Source organism: Burkholderia sp. Bp9015 (genome assembly GCF_003853505.1).
Lineage (GTDB): Bacteria > Pseudomonadota > Gammaproteobacteria > Burkholderiales > Burkholderiaceae > Burkholderia.
Genome location: NZ_QTPZ01000036.1, coordinates 23486 through 44085 on the forward strand (window position 1 = coordinate 23486; position 20600 = coordinate 44085).

Genomic DNA, 20600 nt, shown 5'->3' on the forward strand with positions numbered 1-20600 from the left:
TCGCTCAGCTCACATGGAAACCAGCCTCGATACGGGCGCCGGCACCGCCGCCGCCCAGCCGTCTGCTCCACGCGCCCCGCGTACCGTCTACCCGGTGCTCGGCGCGATCAGCTTCTCGCACATGCTCAACGACATGATCCAGTCGTTGATCCTCGCGATCTATCCGATGCTCAAGAGCCAGTTCGCGCTGTCGTTCGCGCAGATCGGCCTGATCACGCTGACCTACCAGATCACCGCGTCGCTGCTGCAGCCGCTCGTCGGCCTGTATACGGACAAGCGGCCGAAGCCGTATTCGCTGCCGGTCGGGATGGGCTTCACGCTCGCGGGGCTGCTGCTGATGTCGGCCGCGCCGAACTTCGCGACGCTGCTGGCGGCGGCGGCGCTGGTCGGCTGCGGCTCGTCGGTGTTCCATCCGGAATCGTCGCGCGTCGCGCGGATGGCGTCGGGCGGCCAGCACGGGCTCGCGCAGTCGCTGTTCCAGGTCGGCGGCAACGCCGGTTCGGCACTCGGGCCGCTGCTCGCCGCGCTCGTGATCATCCCGCACGGCCAGCACAGCATCGCGTGGTTCTCGGCGGCCGCGCTCGTCGCGATGGTCGTGCTCACGCAGATCGGCCACTGGTACAAGAAGCATCCGTCGATGAAGAAGAAGGCGGCGCCGGCCGGCCATCCGACGCTGTCGCCGGGCCGCGTGCTCGCCGCGATCGGCGTGCTGGTGCTGCTGGTGTTCTCGAAGTACTTCTATCTCGCGAGCATCAACAGCTATTTCACGTTCTACCTGATCGACAAGTTCCACCTGTCGGTGCAGGCCGCGCAGATCCACCTGTTCGTGTTCCTCGCGGCGGTCGCGGCCGGCACGCTGATCGGCGGGCCGGTCGGCGACCGGATCGGCCGCAAGTACGTGATCTGGGTGTCGATCCTCGGCGTCGCGCCGTTCACGCTGCTGCTGCCGTACGCGAACCTGTTCTGGACGAGCGTGCTGAGCGTGATCATCGGCGTCGTGCTGGCGTCGGCGTTCGCCGCGATCCTCGTCTATGCGACGGAGCTGATGCCCGGCAAGGTCGGGATGGTCGCGGGTCTGTTCTTCGGCTTCGCGTTCGGCCTGGGCGGCGTGGGCGCCGCCGTGCTCGGCCAGCTCGCCGACGCGACGAGCATCACGTTCGTCTACAAGGTGTGCTCGTTCCTGCCGCTGATCGGCGTGCTGACGGTGTTCCTGCCGAACCTCGAAAGCAGCCGGCGCAAGAAGGCGTGACGAAACGGCCGCGGCTTGGGTGCCGCGGCCGTTGGCTCAACAACTTTGCGAAACGTTTCGTCGAGCGGTTATCAGTGCCGGGGTTCTCGTGTGCCGCGACCGAACATTCGCGCACCCAGCCAGACGAGCGCGATCGCGATCACGAAGCTGACGCCGAGCATGGTGCTGATCAGGATGTCGCCCTGGCCGTGAACACCGAGCGTTTCGAACACGCGGAACAGCGGCTCGAACGCTCGCCACCCCGCCCCGCTTTGAAACCATTCATCCAGCGGGGAATTCGCCAGGCCGAGATAGACCGGGATCGTCAAGACGATCGCTGCAAGCAGGCGGACAAGCACTTTCATTGGACGATCACTCGACCGTAGTACTTCATCCCGGTGCCCGGAATCGTGCCGCCGCTCTGCGACTTCAGGAACCTGCGAAGCGCATTGAATTGGGTCGACAGGCATTCGGGGCCTCTCATTTTCGTTATTTTTTGATACGACTGCGTGCAGCACGCTGTCGTCCCCGCTGCTACGACACCCCGGCAGCCGCGAAAGCTCAAGCCATCACGGCCTCGTCGTCATCGCAGTGCCCGTGCCCGACATACTTGGCTACACGATGGCTGCACCATTCTCCGTCGCATGCAACGTCAGGAACCGCTTGAGGATGCCGGACGAATAGCTGCTCGCGATCGCCGACAGGAAGTGCGAGAACGACTGCGTCGCGTGATCGTCGGCCGTATCGGAGATCGTGCGCACGATGGCGAACGGCACGTCGTGTTCGGCGCATACCTGCGCGATCGCCGCGCCTTCCATCTCGACCGCGAGCGCGTCCGGCAGCGCGTCGCGCAGCGCGACGACTTCCCGCTCGCTCGACACGAAGCGGTCGCCGCTGATGATCAGCCCGCCATGCAGCGTCCCGCCGGCGAGCCCGAAACGCGCGGCGAACTGCGCGCCCTCCTCGGCGACGAACAGCGTGCACGCGGCCTTCAGGCGGGCCGTCAGCGCCGCGTCGGTCGTGAACCGCGTGATGCCGAGCAGCGGCACCTCGTAGCGCGGAAACAGCGGCGACGCATCGAGATCGTGCTGCAGCAGCGTATCGGCGACGACGACGTCGCCGATACGCACCGTGCGCGACACGCCACCGGCGACACCGGTGAACACGACGCCGGACACGCCGAACACATGGATCAGCGCACTGACGGTGGCGGAGGCCGCGACCTTGCCGACCCGCGCGAGCGTGACGACGCAGGCCGCGCCGTGCACGGTGCCGACGTGGTAATCGCGGCGGCCGAGCGTGATCGTCTTCATCACGCCGTCGGCGCGCATCGCGGCGATCAGGTCGCCGAGCTCCTCGGGCAGCGCGGCCAGAATGCCGAGCGGACGCGTCGATACCGTTTCAACCATGTCGATGCTCATCATTCCACCGCCTGCAGTTTCGCGACCGCCAGCGCGAGCCACTTCTCGCCGTGCCGCTTGAACTTCACCTGCGCCTTCGCATCGGCGCCGTTGCCTTCGAGCGCGGTGACCGTGCCCTCGCCGAACTTGGTATGGAAGACCTGCTGGCCGACGCGGAACCCGGTGTCGGCCGCGCGCTGCTTGTTCGCGAAGGCCGGCAGCGGCGCGGTGACCGCCGCGTCGACCACCTGCTCGCGGCTGCCGCCGCCCGGCCGCGCGAACCAGTCGCGCCCCCAGCCGGCGTTGTCCGAGCGGCCGCCCCAGCGCGAGCCGGCCTCGACCTTCGGCGTGAGCCACTTCAGCACGTGCTCCGGCAGTTCGTCGAAGAAGCGCGAGCGCACGTTGTAGCGCGTCTGGCCGTGCAGCATCCGGCTCTGCGCGAACGACAGGTAGAGCCGCTCCTTCGCGCGCGTGATCGCGACGTACATCAGCCGGCGCTCTTCCTCGAGGCCGTCCGATTCGAGCACGCTGTTCTCGTGCGGGAACAGCCCTTCCTCGAGGCCGGTGATGAACACGGCCGAGAATTCGAGGCCCTTCGCCGCGTGCACCGTCATCAGCTGCACCGCGTCCTGACCGGCCTGTGCCTGGTTGTCGCCGGCCTCCAGCGATGCGTGCGACAGGAAACCCGCGAGCGGCGTCATCGTGTCGGGATTCTGCGCGGGGTCGCCGAGCGGCGCCGGGTCGAGCACGTCGACCGACGGATCGCCTGCGTCCACGCCGAGCTCCGGCGCCGCGATCGCACCCGCGCGCAGCGGAATCGAGCGGGCCGGTGCGTCGAGCCCGTAGCCTTCCTCGCTGACGAACGCGGTGGCCGCGTTCACCAGTTCCTGCAGGTTCTCGAGGCGGTCCTGGCCTTCGCGCTCGCCCTGGTAGAAATCGGCGAGGCCGCTCGCGCGCACGACGTATTCGACCGTCTCAGGCAGGCTCATCTGCTGCGTCTCGGCGCGCATCTTCGCGATCAGCGTTGCGAACGCGCCGAGGCTCGTGCCGGCCTTGCCGGTCACGTACGGAATCGCGGCGGCCATCGAGCAGTCGTACAGGCGCGCGGCGTCCGCGAGCTGCTCGATCGAGCGCGCGCCGATCCCGCGCGTCGGGAAATTCACGACGCGCACGAACGCGGTGTCGTCGTTCGGATTGTCGATCAGCCGCAGGTACGCGAGCGCGTGCTTCACTTCCTGGCGCTCGAAGAAGCGCAGGCCGCCGTACACGCGATACGGAATGCCCGACGTCATCAGCGTGTGCTCGATCGCGCGCGACTGCGCGTTGCTGCGATACAGGACGGCCACCTCGCTGCGCGACATCCCGGTGTTGATCAGCGAGCGGATCTCCTCGACGATCCAGCCGGCTTCCTGCGCATCGGTGCTCGCCTCGTACACGCGCACGGGCTCGCCATGGCCGGCGTCGGTGCGCAGGTTCTTGCCGAGGCGATGCGCGTTGTTCGAGATCAGCTGGTTCGCCGCATCGAGGATGTTGCCGTGCGACCGGTAGTTCTGCTCGAGCTTGATCAGGTTGCGCACGCGGAATTCGTCTTCGAAGTCGCGCATGTTGCCGACGTTCGCGCCGCGGAACGCGTAGATCGACTGGTCGTCGTCGCCGACCGCGAAGATCGCGTTCTCGCCGCCCGCGAGCATCTTGAGCCACGCGTACTGCAGCTTGTTGGTGTCCTGGAACTCGTCGACGAGGATGTGCCTGAAACGCGCCTGGTAGTGCGCGCGCAGCGGCGCGTTGTACGCGAGCAGCTCGTAGCAGCGCAGCAGCAGCTCGGGGAAATCGACGACGCCCTCGCGCTGGCACTGCTGGTCGTACGCCTGGTACAGCTCGACGAACTTGCGGTTGAAGTTGTCGGACGCGTCGACCTTGTCGGGCCGCAGCCCCTGCTCCTTCGCGTTGTTGATGAAGTACTGGACGTTCTTCGGCGGGTATTTCTCGTCGTCGACGTTCGCCGCCTTCATCAGCCGCTTGATCGCCGACAGCTGGTCGGCCGTGTCGAGGATCTGGAAGGTCTGCGGCAGGCCGGCGTCGCGCCAGTGCGTGCGCAGCATCCGGTTGCACAGCCCGTGGAACGTGCCGATCCACATCCCGCGCGTGTCGATCGGCATCATCGCCGACAGCCGCGCCATCATCTCGCGCGCGGCCTTGTTCGTGAAGGTGACGGCGAGCACGGTGGCCGGCGATGCGTAGCCCTGCTGGATCAGCCACGCGATACGCGTGATCAGCACGCGGGTCTTGCCGCTGCCCGCCCCCGCGAGGATCAGCGCCGGTTCGTTCGGCAGCGTGACGGCGGCGTATTGTTCAGGGTTCAGATTGGCGAGCAGATCGGGCATGGAGCGGCAGCGGACGTGCGAGAAAAATGCGGACCCGCCATTATAAGTCGGCCGCGCGGTGCCGTTTCCGATCCGTTGTGCCGCGGGCCGTCGCCCGTGCTGCACGCCCCTTGCGACCCGCCCGCGCGGGCAAGCGATGGCTGGCCGATGTGCATCCATTTATAATTGTCAGATTCGGCATCCAATTCACGCATTTTTCGGCAGATTTCCAACCATGAGCGACAGCACGCTTGCGAAGAGTTTCGAGCCCCACACCATCGAGTCCCAATGGGGGCCGGAGTGGGAAAAACGCGGCTATGCCGCCCCGGCATTCGACCCGGCGCGTCCCGATTTCGCGATCCAGCTGCCGCCGCCGAACGTCACCGGCACGCTGCACATGGGCCACGCGTTCAACCAGACGATCATGGACGGCCTCGCCCGCTACCACCGGATGCTCGGCGAGAACACGCTGTGGGTGCCCGGCACCGACCACGCGGGGATCGCGACCCAGATCGTCGTCGAGCGCCAGCTCGACGCGCAGGGCGTATCGCGCCATGACCTCGGCCGCGAGAAGTTCGTCGAGCGCGTGTGGGAGTGGAAGCAGCAGTCCGGCTCGACGATCACGGGCCAGGTGCGCCGCCTCGGCGCGTCGACCGACTGGTCGCGCGAATATTTCACGATGGACGACAAGATGTCGGCCGCCGTGCGCGACGTGTTCGTCACGCTCTACGAACAGGGCCTGATCTACCGCGGCAAGCGCCTCGTGAACTGGGATCCGGTGCTGCTCACCGCGGTGTCGGATCTCGAAGTCGCGAGCGAGGAGGAAAACGGCCACCTGTGGCACATCCGCTACCCGCTCGTCGACGGTTCGGGCTCGCTGACCGTCGCGACCACGCGTCCGGAAACGATGCTCGGCGACGTCGCGCTGATGGTCCACCCGGAAGACGAGCGCTACGCGCACCTGATCGGCAAGCTCGTCACGCTGCCGCTGACGGGCCGCGAGATCCCGGTGATCGCCGACGACTACGTCGACCGCGAGTTCGGCACGGGCGTCGTGAAGGTCACGCCCGCGCACGACTTCAACGACTACCAGGTCGGCCTGCGCCACAACCTCGCGCCGATCGAGATCCTGACGCTCGACGCGAAGATCAATGACAACGGCCCCGAGCAGTATCGCGGCCTCGACCGCTTCGACGCGCGCCGTGCGATCGTCGCCGACCTCGATGCGGAGGGCTTCCTCGACTCCGTGAAGCCGCACAAGCTGATGGTGCCGCGCGGCGACCGCACGGGCGTCGTGATCGAGCCGATGCTGACCGACCAGTGGTTCGTCGCGATGACGAAGCCGGCGCCGGAAGGCACGTTCAACCCGGGCAAGTCGATCACCGAAACGTCGCTCGACGTCGTGCGCAGCGGCCAGATCAAGTTCGTGCCGGAAAACTGGACGACCACCTACTACCAGTGGCTCGAGAACATCCAGGACTGGTGCATCTCGCGCCAGCTCTGGTGGGGCCACCAGATTCCCGCCTGGTACGGCGAGAACGGCGAGGTGTTCGTCGCGCGCGACGAGCAAGAGGCGCGCGCGCAGGCCGCCGCGAAGGGCTACACCGGCGCGCTGAAGCGCGACGAGGACGTGCTCGACACGTGGTTCTCGTCGGCGCTCGTGCCGTTCTCGTCGCTCGGCTGGCCGAACGAAACGCCTGAACTCCAGCACTTCCTGCCGTCGTCGGTGCTCGTCACCGGCTTCGACATCATCTTCTTCTGGGTCGCCCGGATGGTGATGATGACGACGCACTTCACCGGCAAGGTGCCGTTCCACACCGTCTACGTGCACGGCCTCGTGCGCGACGCGGAAGGCCAGAAGATGTCGAAGAGCAAGGGCAACACGCTCGACCCGATCGACATCGTCGACGGCATCGACCTCGAAACGCTGGTCGCGAAGCGCACGACCGGCCTGATGAACCCGAAGCAGGCCGCGACAATCGAGAAGAAGACGCGCAAGGAATTCCCGGACGGCATCGCCGCGTTCGGCACCGACGCGCTGCGCTTCACGATGGCGTCGATGGCGACGCTCGGCCGCAACGTGAACTTCGACCTCGCGCGCTGCGAAGGCTATCGCAACTTCTGCAACAAGCTGTGGAACGCGACGCGCTTCGTGCTGATGAACTGCGAAGGCCACGACTGCGGCACCGACAAGCCGGAAGTGTGCGGCGCGGGCGACTGCGGCCCCGGCGGCTACCTCGACTTCTCGGCGGCCGACCGCTGGATCGTGTCGCTCCTGCAGCGCACCGAGGCCGACATCGCGAAGGGCTTCGCCGATTACCGCTTCGACAACATCGCGACCAGCATCTACAAGTTCGTGTGGGACGAGTACTGCGACTGGTACCTCGAACTCGCGAAGGTGCAGATCCAGAACGGCACGCCGGAACAGCAGCGCGCGACGCGCCGCACGCTGCTGCGCGTGCTGGAAACGGTGCTGCGCCTCGCGCACCCGATCATCCCGTTCATCACCGAAGCGCTCTGGCAGAAGGTCGCGCCGCTCGCCGGCCGTTATCCGCAAGGCAAGGCCGAGGGCGAAGCGTCGCTGATGACGCAGGCGTATCCGGTCGCGAACCTGCAGAAGATCGACGAGGCGTCCGAACAATGGGCGGCCGACCTGAAGGCGATCGTCGACGCGTGCCGCAACCTGCGCGGCGAGATGAACCTGTCGCCGGCGACCAAGGTGCCGCTGCTCGCGGCCGGCGATGTCGAGCGCCTGCGCTCGTTCGCCCCGTACGTGCAGGCGCTCGCGCGCCTGTCGGAAGTGCAGATCCTGGCCGACGAAGCGACCCTCGACAAGGAAGCGCACGGCGCGCCGATCGCGATCGTGGGCCCGAACAAGCTGGTGCTGAAGGTGGAAATCGACGTCGCGGCCGAACGCGAGCGCCTGTCGAAGGAAATCGCGCGCCTGACGGGCGAGATCGCGAAGTGCAATGCGAAGCTCGGCAACGAGGCGTTCGTCGCGAAAGCCCCGCCGGCCGTGGTCGAGCAGGAGCAGAAGCGCGTCGCCGAATTCCAGAGCACGCTGGAAAAACTGCGCGCTCAGCTCGATCGGTTGCCTGCGTAACAAACGGTAAGGTCGTTTGCGTTCACTATAATCGGAACGTGAACATAGGCTGTCTGACAAGTCGATTACAGAAATAAAGGTTCGATCATGTTGAAAGTCACCAAGGCGGTATTCCCCGTTGCCGGTCTCGGCACGCGGTTCCTCCCGGCAACGAAGGCGAGCCCGAAGGAAATGCTGCCCGTCGTCGACAAGCCGCTGATCCAGTACGCAGTCGAGGAAGCGATCGCCGCGGGCATCACCGAGATGATCTTCGTGACCGGGCGCAGCAAGCGCGCGATCGAGGATCACTTCGACAAGTCGTACGAGGTCGAGGCCGAACTCGAGGCGCGCGGCAAGGAAAAGCTGCTCGAGCTCGTGCGCAGCATCAAGCCGAGCCATGTCGACTGCTTCTACGTGCGCCAGCCGGAAGCGCTCGGCCTCGGCCATGCGGTGCTGTGCGCGGAGAAGCTCGTCGCCGACAACCCGTTCGCGGTGATCCTCGCCGACGACCTGCTCGACGGCAACCCGCCCGTGATGAAGCAGATGGTCGACGTGTTCGATCACTATCACAGCTCGGTGATCGGCGTGGAAGAGATCCCGCCGTCGGAGACGAAGTCGTACGGCATCGTCGACGGCAAGGAGTGGGAAGAGTCGATCGTCAAGATGTCGGCGATCGTCGAGAAACCGGAGCCGGAAGTCGCACCGTCGAACCTCGGCGTGGTCGGCCGCTACATCCTGAAGCCGCGGATCTTCGAACACCTGCGTGCGCTGAAGCCGGGCGCGGGCGGCGAGTTGCAGCTCACCGACGCGATCCAGGCGCTGCTCGCCGACGAACAGGTGCTGGCCTACAAGTACCAGGGCACGCGCTATGACTGCGGCAGCAAGCTCGGCTACCTGAAGGCGACGGTCGAGTTCGCGCTGCGCCACCCGGAAGTCGGCACCGAGTTCGACGCATACCTGCGTGCGCGCGGCAACGGGCAACCGGCTGCCTGAACGCGGCACGGGCCGGCCTCGCCTCCCCGGCGGGCCGCCCTCGCCTCACGGCCGGCGCGTCAGCGCGTAGCGGCCGGCTTCACCGAGACGACGCCCGGCATTGCGCCCGCGTCGTCTTTTTTCGTCTTCACGAGCCAGCCGTCGCCCTGCTCGAACGGCAGCTTCGCGAGCGCGCTCTTCACGAGCGTCGGCGCGGCCTGCTGCGTGAGCGCATCGCGATCGCGCAGCGACGCCGACACGCGATAGACGTCGGCGCCCGTCGTCGCATCGACGAAACGCAGCGTCAGCACGTGGCGGTACACCTTGCCCGCGAACGGCAGTGCGAACGGCGCCGGTCCGTCGACGGTCACGCACGCGCTGCTTGCCGCGCCGCACCGGTCGGCCGTCGCCGCGACCGACGCCGGCTGCGTCGCATACGCGATCGACAGCCGGTAGCGCGCGGCCTGGCCAGGCTGCGCGTCGAAGCCGCGATGCGCGAGCTCGTCGCGCACGAGCGTCTCGATCTGCCGGTATTCGGCATCGTCGACCTGAGCGGCCGTGCGAACGAAATCGTAGCCGTGCGCACCGGATGCGAACGCATTCGGCTGCCCGAGCGCGCTCACGCCGGTCGTGACGCCGGCGCAACCCGTCAACAGCGACGCCGCCAGCGCGGCCGCTGCCCATTCCTTTCTCATGACTTCCCCCAAATGCCTGCCGTCGTGCCCGGCCCTGTCAGGCGGACGGCTCGTCGATCGCGGGCAGCGACACCGTCACCGCGGTGCCGACACCCACTTCGCTGTCGACCGTCACGCTGCCGCCGTGGCGCGTGACGACCGTCTTCACGAATGCCATGCCGAGCCCGGAACCCGAGATTTCGGGCCGCTCGCCGGCATGGAACCGCTTGAAACGCTCGAACAGATGCTGCAGATCTTCCGGCGCGATGCCGTACCCCTGATCGCGAATCGTACAGAAGATCCGCTTCGATGCATGCTCGACCGTCAGCGTACACGCGATCACCGTGTCGGACGGACTGTATTTGACTGCGTTGTTCAGCAGGTTGACGAACGCGCGCGTGATCAGTGAGCGGTCGGCGCGCGTCCAGCACATGTCGGTCCCGACGTCGGTCTCGATGCGGATGCGCTTTGCCTGCGCCTGCGGCCAGACTTCGTCGCTCGCGTCGATCAGCACGTCGACCAGGCTCGTCGGTTCGAGCTGGTAAGCCTGCGACTCCGCGCGCGCCAGCTGCACGAACTCGTCGGCGAGCGACAGCGCACGGTGCGCATAGCGCTCGATCCGCGCGAGCAGCCCGCGCATCGCGTCGGTTTCGACGCGATCGCGCTCGATCTCGACGAGCGCGAGGATCGACGACTGCGGCGAGCGCATGTCGTGCGACAGCAGGTGCAGCGCCTCCTCGCGCTGCCGCTCGGCCGCGTGCAGCTCGGTCACGTCGACGAGACCGGCGATCCAGCCCGTCACGCGGCCCTGCGCGTTCGTACACGGGGCGTAGCGTAACAGATGGTCGAGCCCGTCGCGATCGCGCACCTCGATGCCGCGCGCCATCGCTTCGTCTTCAGCCCCGAGCGTCGGATCGAGCGCGGCCGGCCAGTGTGCGCGGATCGTGACGTCGTGTTCGGCGTTGCCGTCGACGGTCTTCATGAAGGTCAGCTCGCCGAGCGCGGCGCGCAGCGGCCGCCCTTCCGGCACCGGCAGCGCGAGCCGCGAACCGTAGCGCTTCGCCGCATGGTTCGCGATCAGCACGGTGCCGGCCAGGTCGGTGACGAAGATCGGCTCCGGCATGCTGTCGAGGCTGTCCCACACGAAACGCTTCATGTCCTGCACGCGCTGCGCGGCCTGCGCCATCAGCGCCATCTGCCGTTCGAGCACGTCGCCGCCGACGCTGCGCGTGCGCGGCGCCTCGGGCAGCAGGTGCGGCTCGTCGGCGAGCCGCTGCAGCTCGCGGCGCAGGTACGACATCGTCATTTCCAGGCGCCGCCAGTTCCAGATCGGGTAGACGGCGACCAGCCCGAAGATGGCCGGCGCGGGCGACAGCCACATGCGCGCCTCGAACAGCAGCGCCAGGCTCGCGACGACGGCCAGCGCGGCCAGGCTCAGCGTCAGCAGCAGCGCACGCCATGGCGACAGCATCAGGAAGCCGCCCAGCAGCACGGCGAGCGGCAGCAGCGATGCGGCGAAGAGTCCGGCACGCGACGCAGGCAGGATCGCGCTGCCGGTCGTCAGCATGTCGAGCACGTTCGCATGGATGTACACGCCGGCGAGCGGACCGAAGTCGCCCGACACCGGCGTCGCGAAGCGGTCGTAGAGGCCCGACGCCGTCACGCCGACGACGACGATCTTGCCGCGCAGCGCGTCGGGTTTCACGCGCCCTTCGAGCACGTCGTCGAACGACAGCGTCGGATACGCGGGCGTGTTGCGGCTGAACGGAATCAGGTAGCGGCCGTCGCCGGTCGCGTCGCGCGACAGGTCGTGCGCTTGCGCGCCGGGCGTGCCGCCGACCGGATGCAGCCGGCCGGCCTGGATCGCACGGTAGACGGGCACCATCAGCTGCGGCCAGCGCACGCGGCCGTCGCTTTCGAACAGCGCGACGCTACGCACGATGCCGTCGGGATCGACTTCGAGATTGATGTGGCCGAGCCCCATCGTGCGCGCCGACAACTCCGCCACCGGCGGATCGACGGTGCGCGTGCCGTCCGCCTGTTCGGGGCTCAGCAAGACGGGCAGGAAGGTCGGCACACGGGCCATGGCGTCGGCGAACGCGCGATCCTCCGGCGACTGCTCGGTAAACAGCACGTCGTAGACGACCGCGGCCGGCTGCGCACGCGCCAGCGTGTCGAGCAGCCGCGCGTGCACGCTGCGCGGCCACGGCCAGCGGCCGAGTGCGGACACGCTCTGGTTGTCGATGTCGACGACGACGACGTCGGGCGACAGCGGCAGGCTGCGCAGCATCAGCAGCCGGTCGTAGATCAGCCCGTCGACGCTCGACGACAACCGGCCGAGCGCGCACGCGAGAATCACCGCGATCCCGAGGCAGCCGATCGCGATCCACTCGATCAGGAAGCGGCGGCCGAGGCGCCGCCGCGGGGAAACGGAGTCGGTTTTCATGCGCCGCCGGTCAGCGCGACAACGTGAACGCGCTGACCGGACTCGTCTTCTGATAGAACTTGCCGCCCTCGAACTCCTCGACCGTCACCGCCCAGTAGTAGTCGCCGGGCGGCAGGTGGGCGACCGTGATCCGGCGCGCGTGCAGGCCCATCTGGTCGACGACCGGCGCGCGCAGGTCCTTCGAGCGCGACAGCACGAACCGATAACGCGCGTCCTTGGCCGCGTCGTTCGGCGCCCAGCGGAACTCGTAGCCATCCGGGCCGGGCGACGCGCTCGCATCGAGCCCCATCAGGCGCCGCTCGAACGCGTAAATGTGCGGCATGCCTTCGAGGCCGTTGTCGTCGATCGCGGAAATCCGGACGAAGTACGTGCCGTTCGGCACCTCGCGGAACACCGCGCGCGACGAGACCGTGCGCGTTTCGCTGAACAGTTCGAGCATGCCCGCGTCGCGCGCGAGTTGCAGGTGATAGGCATGCGCATGCTCGAGCGGCGCGACGTCGAACGTGAGGTCGGGCTCGTCCTGCACCTTGTCCGGATGCGTGAGCGTGGGCGCCGGCAGCAGCTGCACGGGTGCGCCGACCGCGCCGGACGACGTCGTGACGCTGCCGAAGTTCGCATGCACGAGCGTCGGGTCGGCCGGCTGCTGCTTGCCCGCGACGCCGACGGTGCCGTCGAGCACCTCGACACGCGTCGCCGCGTTGCCGGCGGCGTCGTAGTTCACGCGGAACCGCGTGCCGCGTACACCGGCCACGACCGACGGCGAGCGGATCTGGAAGCGGTCGTCGCCCTTCTTCAGATGCGTGACCTCGCTGTCGACCGAACCGCGCGTGAGCTCGAACTCGCGATCGAGCGTGCCGGTCAGCACGGTGCGGCGCAAGGTCTTCAGGTCGAGCTGGCTGTCGGGCGGCAGGCTCATGTGCGTGCCGTCGGCCAGTTCGAGCGTCAGGAAACCGTTCGCGCCCGTGCGCACGCGGTCGCCCTCGGTCAGCGTCGCATCGTTCACGAGCGGCGCGTACGCGCCGCCGGACGCGCGCTCGGCCGTGCCCTGCACCGCGACGACGCGCGCGGTCAGCTTTTCCTTGCGCAGCCGTGCGACCGGCAGCTTCAGCGCGATGTCGGGCTGCAGGTGTTTCGGCGCAGGCACGCCGTTGATCCGTTGCAGCAACTGCCAGTCGTCCGGGCCCTGCAGGTAGCGCGCGGCGACGTCGTACAGCGTGTCGCCGGCATGCGTGCGGTAGACGACCATCTTGCCCGCGGCAGCGCTCGGCTGCGCGACGGCCTGCTGCGCCGCGAACGCAAACGCGACCGCGTACGCCGCATGCAGTGCCGCCGTGCGCAGGCTCGCCGTGCGCTGCGTGATGCGCCGGGTCACTCCGGCTCTCCCTGGCCGACCCGCTCGAGCCGGTAGCCGTAGCCGTAGATCGGCGCGAGGCGATAGCCGTTTTCCGGCCGCAGGCCGAGCTTCGTGCGCAGCATCGAGATGTGCGTGTCCATCGTGCGCGACGGGATGTCGGTCGCCTGCTTCCACACGAGATCGAGAATGTGCGCGCGCGACAGCGGCCGGTCGAGGTGCTGGAACAGCAGCAGCGCGAGCTCGAATTCCTTCTGCGTGAGGCTCACGGCCTTGTCGCCGACATAGGCCTGCTTCAGGTTCACGTCGAAGCGGAACTGGTCGAACTCGCGAACGGTCGCCTCCGCGTTGACCGGATACGCGCGGCGCAGCAGCGAGCCGATGCGCGCGCGCAGGATCGGACCCGACACGGGCTTGACCACGTAATCGTCCGCGCCGGCGTTGAGGATCTGCGTGATCCCCGCCTCGTCGTCGCGGCTCGTCATGAAGATGATCGGCAGGCTGTGCTCGGTCTGGTTCGCACGCACCCACTTGAGCACTTCCTCGCCGGACATGTCTGGCACGTTCCAGTCGAGCACGAGCAGATCGAACGTCTCGCGCTGCAGACGCTTCTTCAGGGCCTTGCCTTCCTTGAACGCATAGCACGTGTGGCCGGCGGCCGTCAGCGTTTGACTGACGAAATCCGTCTGGGCCGGATCATCATCCAGTACAGCAATTCTCATAGCACCCCGCAAATCGAAATCGATTCGTCCAGTTCAGCTCCCCGCACTCATCCCGCCGCACAGCATGCGCGCGGCGTCCGACACCGGCCGGCGAGCCGTCGTTTGCCGAGCGCGCAACCTGCGCGATACGGCGCCCCGGCAACCCATCTCAAAAACAGGGCACGGACGAACCGGCGATTTCATCATAGTAGTATGAAATTCGCCAAGAAATTGCGCGGACTACGGTCCTTTATTCGAATAATCCTTCCCGTCGCGCAACTGGCGGCGCCTCCGGCTGCCCCAGCATGGGCTGCCCCAGCGTGGGCTGCCCCAGCATCCGCTCCAGCTGGCTGCGCACGCGCTCCCACGCCGGCGCCGCATAGTCGGGCTGGCTCGCCGCCCACGCCTGCGCGAGATCGAACACGCGCCCGATCGTCGCGCCGCAATACGTGAAGCCCGCGCCGTCGTCCTGCGCGGCGCCGCGCAGCCGTTCGTCGAGCGATTCGGCCAGCCACGGCATCTCGGCCGCCGCCGAATCGGCATACGCCTCGAGCGCGGCACGCGCGTGGCGATCCCGTTGCGGGTCGAGCTCGATCCGGCTCAACCCCGCCGCACGTGCGGGCGCGATGCATTCCGCTGCGGACGGACTTCGAATGGTCCCTGGTCTGAAGGACATGTCCTCTCCCCGTTTGTACGACGGCAGCGTCAGGCATGGCCCCCGTGCCCGCCTCGTATGACGTACCGTGGCCGGTGCATCCATCCGAGACGGACGACCGGCCGGGTCAGTATACGCAGCCGGTCGTGCGGCGAGGTTTAAGAATTGTCAGAGGCGTCAGACAAGCGCTTTCCCATGGAACAGGCGCCTGGGCGAGGGTCTGTGCTGGCGCTCGTGTCGCGCCGTTGGCGCGGCGGACCGCAGCGGGCGGTGCGCGAGCGGGCGCCGCAAGGGGCGCGAGATGCGGGCCGTCAGCGGCGGCGCATCAGGAACACGAAGGTCTTGTCCTGCGTCGTCACTTCGACGATCTCGTTGCCCGTCTGCTTCGCGAACGCGGCGAAATCGCGCTGCGAACCCGGATCGGTCGCGAGCACCTTGAGGATCTGCCCGCTCTCCATATCGGCGAGCGCTTTCTTGGCGCGCAGGATCGGCAACGGGCAATTGAGCCCGCGCGCGTCCACTTCCTTGTGAATCTGCATCGGCTGTCGACCTTCGAATGACGCGCCACACGGGCGCGGGAGGAAGCGGCGATTTTACCGCAGCGCGGCCGCCCCTGCCCGCGCGGCCCGGGCCCGGCCGCGCGACGCGGCGCGCCCGCGCTCGGCACGCGCTCGTCATGCCAAGCGCCCGCCGAGCGCCCGTCAGGCGCCCGAGAACCCGCCCGCGAGCCGCTCGCGCAGGTGCCGCACGAGCGCGCGCACCGCGCTCGGCACGACCGGGCTGTACGGCCGCAGCGCGAAGATGTGGTCGCCGAACGCGCCCGACGGCCGCCAGCCGTCCAGCAGCGCGACGAGCCGGCCGGCGTCGAGATCGCGCTGCGCGCTGAAATCCGGCAGCAGCGCGATGCCGAGCCCGCCGAGCGCGGCCTCGCGCATCGCCTCGCTGTTGTTGGCCGCGAAGCTGCCGCGCACCGGCACGCTCACGCGCTGGCGCCGCCGGCCGTCCGGCTCGAAGCTCCAGGCGGCCGGTTCGTTGTCGCGCAGGTAGCACAGGCAGCTGTGGTCGACGAGTTCGCTCGGGTGGCGCGGCGCACCGCGCGCGTCGAGGTAGTCGCGGCTCGCGACCAGCAGCGAACGCGTGTCGCACAGCTTCCACGCGACGTGGGTTTGCGGCGCGGTCGTCGTATGGCGGATCGCGAGGTCGAAGCCCTCCTGCGTCAGCGAATGCAGCCGGTCGGACAGGTCGAGTTCGATGTGCACGCCCGGGTGCTGCCGCAGGAAATCGGGCAGGTGCGGCACGACCTGCTGGCGCCCGAGCGCGACCGGCGCCGTCACGCGCAGCAGCCCGCGCGGCTCGCCGGCGAGCTCCTTCACGCGCGCGAAGTGCTGGCCGATCGATTCGAACGCGTCGCGCGTGCTGTCGACCAGCGTCTGCCCGGCGTCGGTGAGCCGCACGCTGCGCGTCGTGCGCCGCACGAGCGGCACGCCGGCCGCCTTCTCGAGATCGGCGATGCGCTGGCTCATCGCGGCCTTGCTGATGCCGAGCCGCTGCGCGGCAGCCGTGAAACTGCCGGCCGCGGCGAGGACCGTCAGCGAGTGGATATGCGGCCAGAGCGCCTGGACATTTTGCTGATTCATCCGTCGATTATTCAGAATTCTGAACAGTGAATCAAGCTGCGCGGCCTTCTCCCGGCCCGCCGCTTTGCCTAGACTAGGTTCCGTCCATCCCCATTCCCATCCCCAGGAGACACGCATGACCACGGTTCCCGCCTATACGTCCGACGCCGACGTCGGCCACTACATCGACGGCGCACCCGTCGCCGGCCGCAGCGGCCGCTTCCAGGACGTCTTCAATCCGGCGCTCGGCCGCGCGGTGCGCCGCGTCGCGCTCGCCGGCGACGACGAAGTGCAGCGCGCCGTCGCGTCCGCCCGTGCGGCGTTCCCGGCCTGGGCCGACACGCCGCCGATCCGCCGCGCCCGCGTGCTGCACCGCTTCCTGCAGTTGATGAACGAACACCGCGACACGCTGGCCGCCATCATCACGGCCGAGCACGGCAAGGTGTTCTCGGATGCGCAGGGCGAAGTCGCGCGCGGCATCGACATCATCGAATTCGCATGCGGCGTGCCGCAACTGCTGAAGGGCGACTTCACCGACCAGGTCAGCACCGGCATCGACAACTGGACGATGCGCCAGCCGCTCGGCGTCGTCGCGGGTATCACGCCGTTCAACTTCCCGTGCATGGTGCCGTGCTGGATGTTCCCGGTCGCGCTCGCGACGGGCAACACGTTCGTGCTGAAGCCGAGCGAACGCGACCCGTCGGCGGCGCTGTTCATCGCGGACCTGCTCACGCAGGCAGGCCTGCCCGCCGGCGTGTTCAACGTCGTGCAGGGCGACAAGGGCGCGGTCGATGCGCTCCTCGACCACCCGGACGTGCAGGCCGTCAGCTTCGTCGGCTCGACGCCGATCGCGGCCTACGTGCAGCAGCGCGCGGTGCAGTCGGGCAAGCGCGTGCAGGCGCTCGGCGGCGCGAAGAACCATCTCGTCGTGATGCCGGACGCGAACATCGAGCAGGCGGTCGACGCGCTGATCGGCGCCGCGTACGGCTCGGCCGGCGAACGCTGCATGGCGATCAGCATCGCGGTGCTGGTCGGCGACGTGGCCGACAAGATCGTGCCGTTGGTCGCCGAGCGCGCGCGCAAGCTGGTGATCGGCGACGGGATGTCGCCGGAAGTCGAGATGGGCCCGATCGTCACCGGCGACGCGCTCAAGCGCATCGAAGGTTATATCGAGCAAGGCGTCAGCGAAGGCGCGCAACTGGTGGTCGACGGCCGCGGGCTGCGCGTGCCGGGCCGCGAGGAAGGCTTCTTCACCGGCGGCACGCTGTTCGATCACGTGAGCCCCGACATGCGCATCTACAAGGAAGAGATCTTCGGGCCGGTGCTCGGCTGCGTGCGCGTGAAGGACTTCGGGGAAGCGGTCGACCTGATCAACGCACACGAATTCGGCAACGGCGTCGCATGCTTCACGAGCGACGGCGGCATCGCGCGCGAATTCGCGCGGCGCATCCAGGTCGGCATGGTCGGCATCAACGTGCCGATTCCGGTGCCGATGGCCTGGCACGGCTTCGGCGGCTGGAAGAAGAGCCTGTTCGGCGACATGCACGCGTACGGCGAGGAAGGCGTGCGCTTCTACACGCGCCAGAAGTCGGTGATGCAGCGCTGGGCGTCGAGCATCGGCAAGGGCGCCGAATTCGCGATGCCGACCGCGAAGTAAGCGGGGTCGACGCGCCGCCCGGCGATGGAATGCGCGGGCGGCCGGCGAATCGAAGGCCGGCGTCAGCCGGCCTGCGTACCGTGTACGCCGTCGGCGGTCGGCAGGTACGACAGCTCGAGCCGGTACGCGAGCGCGACGAACAGGCTCTGCGCGAGGCCCATCGTCGCGGTCAGCGCACGGAACCCGAACGTCTCGCTGTCCTGCACCATCAGCGTCACCTCGGCCTCGCGCGCGAGCGGGCTCATCCGGCTGTCGGTGATCGCGATCAGGCGCGCGCCGCGCTGCACGGCCTGCTGCGCGACCTGCACCGTCTCTTCCGCGTACGGCATGAACGAGATCACGATCATCACGTCGCCCTCGCGCACCGAGCGGATCTGGCCGAGATGCATGCTGCCGAGCGCGCTGAACAGGCCGATGCGCTTGTCGGTGTGCTGCAGCGCATAGTCGAGATACACGGCGATCGGAAACGCGCGGCGCGAGCCGGCGATCCAGATCGCCTGCGTGTCGGCGAGCAGGTCGACGGCCCGTGCGAGCGCGTGCGGGTCGAGCGTCTGCCGCAGCTGCTGCATGCCGGCAATGCTGCCCTTGATGAATTCGTCGGCGATCTGCTCGGGCTGCAGGCTCGACTCGCCCGATTCGATCACGTCGCGCAGCCGCAGGTTGTACGCGCGGCCCGGCGCGATCTGCTGGGCCAGCCCCTCGCGGAACAGCCGCTGCATCTCGGAGAAGCCCGAAAAGCCGAAATGCTTCGCGAACCGGACGACGGCCGACGGCTGCACGCCGCACGCCTCCGCGAGCGACTGGATGCCTTCCAGGCCCAGCTGGTCCCGATGCGTTTCCACGTGACGCGCAATCACCTTCAGGCGATTGCTGAGGCCGTCGTACTCCTGCGTCAGATGCTGCAGGAACGCCTCGACGGTGGCGGGTGGTTTCTCGGATGAACTCATCGGATAGCGCGAAGTTGACGGCCCCGATCCGCGCGCCGCCTGCGCGTGCGCCCGGGACTCACCTATGGACATGCATGAAGGGCGAATTTAATCACGTTTGCGGCACGGCCCGCGCCGCACGCTCGCTCCCACGCGCTCGATCATCACCTACACACGCTCCACGGCCGGAATGGAAACGATTTTCCAACGCCGTCGCCGAGCCGTAAAGATTAGGGCGTCTACCGACGCCGATGCGAACGGTGACGCCGAGGGTCGCCGGCAGCCGCCCTGGGCCGCCGGCCGACGCCGCGCATCGGCCGCCGCTGGCTCACCGATAGTCGACCCATACGCCGCCCGCATCGGCGGACCGCACGCAGTTCTCGACCCACCGCACGCCTTCGACGCCCGCATGGACATCCGGAAAGCGGATGCTCTTCAACGCCTGCGCGTCGCCGCGATCGGCCGCGTCCATCGCGAGCGCGAAGCGCGCGTACAGATTCGACCACGCTTCGAACAGCCCTTCCGGATGCCCGGCGCCGATGCGGTCCTCGCGCAATGCGTGCGGATGCAGATAGCCCATTCCGCGATCGAGCACCTGCGCGGGCTGCCCCTGTATCTCGTAGCGCAACTGGTTCGGATGTTCGTCCCACCATTCGACGCTCGCCTTCGAGCCGATCACGCGCACCTTCTGCCCGTGCATCGAGCCCGCGTTCACCGCGCTCGACCACACGTAGCCGATCGCGCCCGTGTCGTATTCCATGATCGTGAACGCGTTGTCCTCGAGCGGCGCGCGACTCTTCACGAAGCTCTGCCGCGAGCACATCAGCCGTTTGATCCGCAGTTCCGGCGCCATCACTTCGGAGATGTACAGCGGATGCGTGCCGATGTCGCCGAGCACGTAGCTCGGCCCCGCGAACTTCGGGTCGACGCGCCAGCGCGCGGCGGCGCTCGCGGCTTCGACGCCCTCGCTGTGAAAGCCGTGCGCGAACTGCATCTGCACGATGCGGATCTCGCCGAGATCGCCGCGCGCGATCATTTCGCGCGCCTGCTCGATCATCTGGTGTCCGGAATAGCCGTACGCGACGCCGACGATGCGGTTCTTCTCGACCGACAGCCGCTGCAGCGCCTCGGCCTCCTCGGTCGTGAAGCACAGCGGCTTTTCGCAGACGACGTGCAGCCCCGCGTTCAGCGCCGCGCGACAAATTTCGAAGTGCGTGTTGTTCGGCGTCGCGATCGACACCGCGCGGATGCCGTCGGCACGCTTCGCCTCGGCGTCGAACATCGTCCGGTAGTCGGGATAGCAGCGCCCGGCGTCGACACCGAGCTTCACGCCGAATTGCCGCCCGCGTTCGGCATCGATGTCGAATGCGCCGGCAACGAGCTGGAAGCTGCCGTCTCGCAATGCGGCCGACCGGTGGCTGTAGCCGATCTGGCTGCCGAGCCCGCCGCCGACCATGCCCCAGGGAATCGAATGTCCGAGCAGAATCTGTCCGTCGATCATGATTGTCGTGTTCCTGTCCGTGTTCAGG

Annotated in this window: 16 protein-coding genes; 4 read left to right on the top strand and 12 right to left on the bottom strand. The window is 68.0% G+C overall.

Translation table 11 applies throughout. The features are described 5' to 3' along the window. The first annotated feature begins 13 nt into the window (after nucleotides 1-13). A complete protein-coding gene (locus DIE12_RS29865) occupies nucleotides 14-1249 on the top strand; it encodes an MFS transporter (RefSeq protein ID WP_124488965.1) in 1236 nt (411 codons plus the stop codon). 71 nt (nucleotides 1250-1320) lie between these two features. Here DIE12_RS29865 and DIE12_RS29870 read toward each other — a convergent pair whose 3' ends face one another. From DIE12_RS29870 to DIE12_RS29880, 3 genes are all read right to left on the bottom strand, one after another. Continuing rightward, nucleotides 1321-1593, bottom strand: a complete 273-nt coding sequence (locus DIE12_RS29870; RefSeq protein WP_124523050.1) for a hypothetical protein — start codon at nucleotides 1591-1593, stop codon at nucleotides 1321-1323. Between the two features lie 249 nt (nucleotides 1594-1842). Further along, a complete protein-coding gene (locus tag DIE12_RS29875; protein WP_124523048.1) occupies nucleotides 1843-2652 on the bottom strand; it encodes a 5'-methylthioadenosine/adenosylhomocysteine nucleosidase in 810 nt (269 codons plus the stop codon). Continuing rightward, nucleotides 2649-5012 (bottom strand): UvrD-helicase domain-containing protein, encoded by a 2364-nt coding sequence (locus DIE12_RS29880; RefSeq protein ID WP_124523046.1) that lies wholly within the window; start codon nucleotides 5010-5012, stop codon nucleotides 2649-2651. Before DIE12_RS29880 ends, DIE12_RS29875 begins: the two co-directional genes overlap by 4 nt. Nucleotides 5013-5226: 214 nt before the next feature. Between DIE12_RS29880 and DIE12_RS29885 the strand changes: the two genes are divergently transcribed. Both DIE12_RS29885 and galU read left to right on the top strand, forming a co-directional pair. Then, complete coding sequence (locus DIE12_RS29885; protein ID WP_124523044.1) at nucleotides 5227-8094, top strand: valine--tRNA ligase; 2868 nt, start codon at nucleotides 5227-5229, stop codon at nucleotides 8092-8094. Nucleotides 8095-8181: 87 nt separating this feature from the next. Then, entirely contained in the window at nucleotides 8182-9066 is an 885-nt protein-coding gene (galU, locus tag DIE12_RS29890; protein ID WP_124523042.1) for a UTP--glucose-1-phosphate uridylyltransferase GalU, read from the top strand. Nucleotides 9067-9125: 59 nt separating this feature from the next. Here galU and DIE12_RS29895 read toward each other — a convergent pair whose 3' ends face one another. From DIE12_RS29895 to DIE12_RS29925, 7 genes are all read right to left on the bottom strand, one after another. After that, nucleotides 9126-9740, bottom strand: a complete 615-nt coding sequence (locus tag DIE12_RS29895; protein ID WP_124523040.1) for a DUF4136 domain-containing protein — start codon at nucleotides 9738-9740, stop codon at nucleotides 9126-9128. Nucleotides 9741-9777: 37 nt separating this feature from the next. After that, complete coding sequence (locus tag DIE12_RS29900; protein ID WP_124523038.1) at nucleotides 9778-12165, bottom strand: CHASE2 domain-containing protein; 2388 nt, start codon at nucleotides 12163-12165, stop codon at nucleotides 9778-9780. 10 nt (nucleotides 12166-12175) lie between these two features. Beyond that, nucleotides 12176-13537, bottom strand: coding sequence for a FecR domain-containing protein (locus tag DIE12_RS29905; RefSeq protein ID WP_124523036.1), 1362 nt, complete (start codon nucleotides 13535-13537; stop codon nucleotides 12176-12178). Next, on the bottom strand, nucleotides 13534-14238 hold the full coding sequence (locus tag DIE12_RS29910; RefSeq protein ID WP_006402120.1) for a response regulator transcription factor: 705 nt from the start codon (nucleotides 14236-14238) through the stop codon (nucleotides 13534-13536). Before DIE12_RS29910 ends, DIE12_RS29905 begins: the two co-directional genes overlap by 4 nt. 229 nt (nucleotides 14239-14467) lie before the next feature. After that, nucleotides 14468-14893 (bottom strand): peptidase, encoded by a 426-nt coding sequence (locus tag DIE12_RS29915; protein ID WP_124523034.1) that lies wholly within the window; start codon nucleotides 14891-14893, stop codon nucleotides 14468-14470. A 290-nt stretch (nucleotides 14894-15183) separates the two neighbouring features. Continuing rightward, nucleotides 15184-15411 (bottom strand): sulfurtransferase TusA family protein, encoded by a 228-nt coding sequence (locus DIE12_RS29920; RefSeq protein WP_006753156.1) that lies wholly within the window; start codon nucleotides 15409-15411, stop codon nucleotides 15184-15186. A gap of 162 nt (nucleotides 15412-15573) precedes the next feature. Further along, the gene (locus DIE12_RS29925; protein WP_124523032.1) at nucleotides 15574-16509 is read right to left on the bottom strand and encodes a LysR family transcriptional regulator; all 936 of its coding nucleotides are present in this window, start codon (nucleotides 16507-16509) and stop codon (nucleotides 15574-15576) included. 115 nt (nucleotides 16510-16624) lie between these two features. Between DIE12_RS29925 and DIE12_RS29930 the strand changes: the two genes are divergently transcribed. After that, entirely contained in the window at nucleotides 16625-18145 is a 1521-nt protein-coding gene (locus DIE12_RS29930; RefSeq protein WP_124523030.1) for a CoA-acylating methylmalonate-semialdehyde dehydrogenase, read from the top strand. A 62-nt stretch (nucleotides 18146-18207) separates the two neighbouring features. Here the strand turns inward: DIE12_RS29930 and DIE12_RS29935 are convergent, their stop codons facing one another. Further along, complete coding sequence (locus tag DIE12_RS29935; protein WP_124488956.1) at nucleotides 18208-19092, bottom strand: MurR/RpiR family transcriptional regulator; 885 nt, start codon at nucleotides 19090-19092, stop codon at nucleotides 18208-18210. Nucleotides 19093-19399: 307 nt separating this feature from the next. Then, complete coding sequence (locus tag DIE12_RS29940) at nucleotides 19400-20572, bottom strand: Gfo/Idh/MocA family protein (RefSeq protein ID WP_124488955.1); 1173 nt, start codon at nucleotides 20570-20572, stop codon at nucleotides 19400-19402. Between the last annotated feature and the right edge of the window lie 28 nt (nucleotides 20573-20600).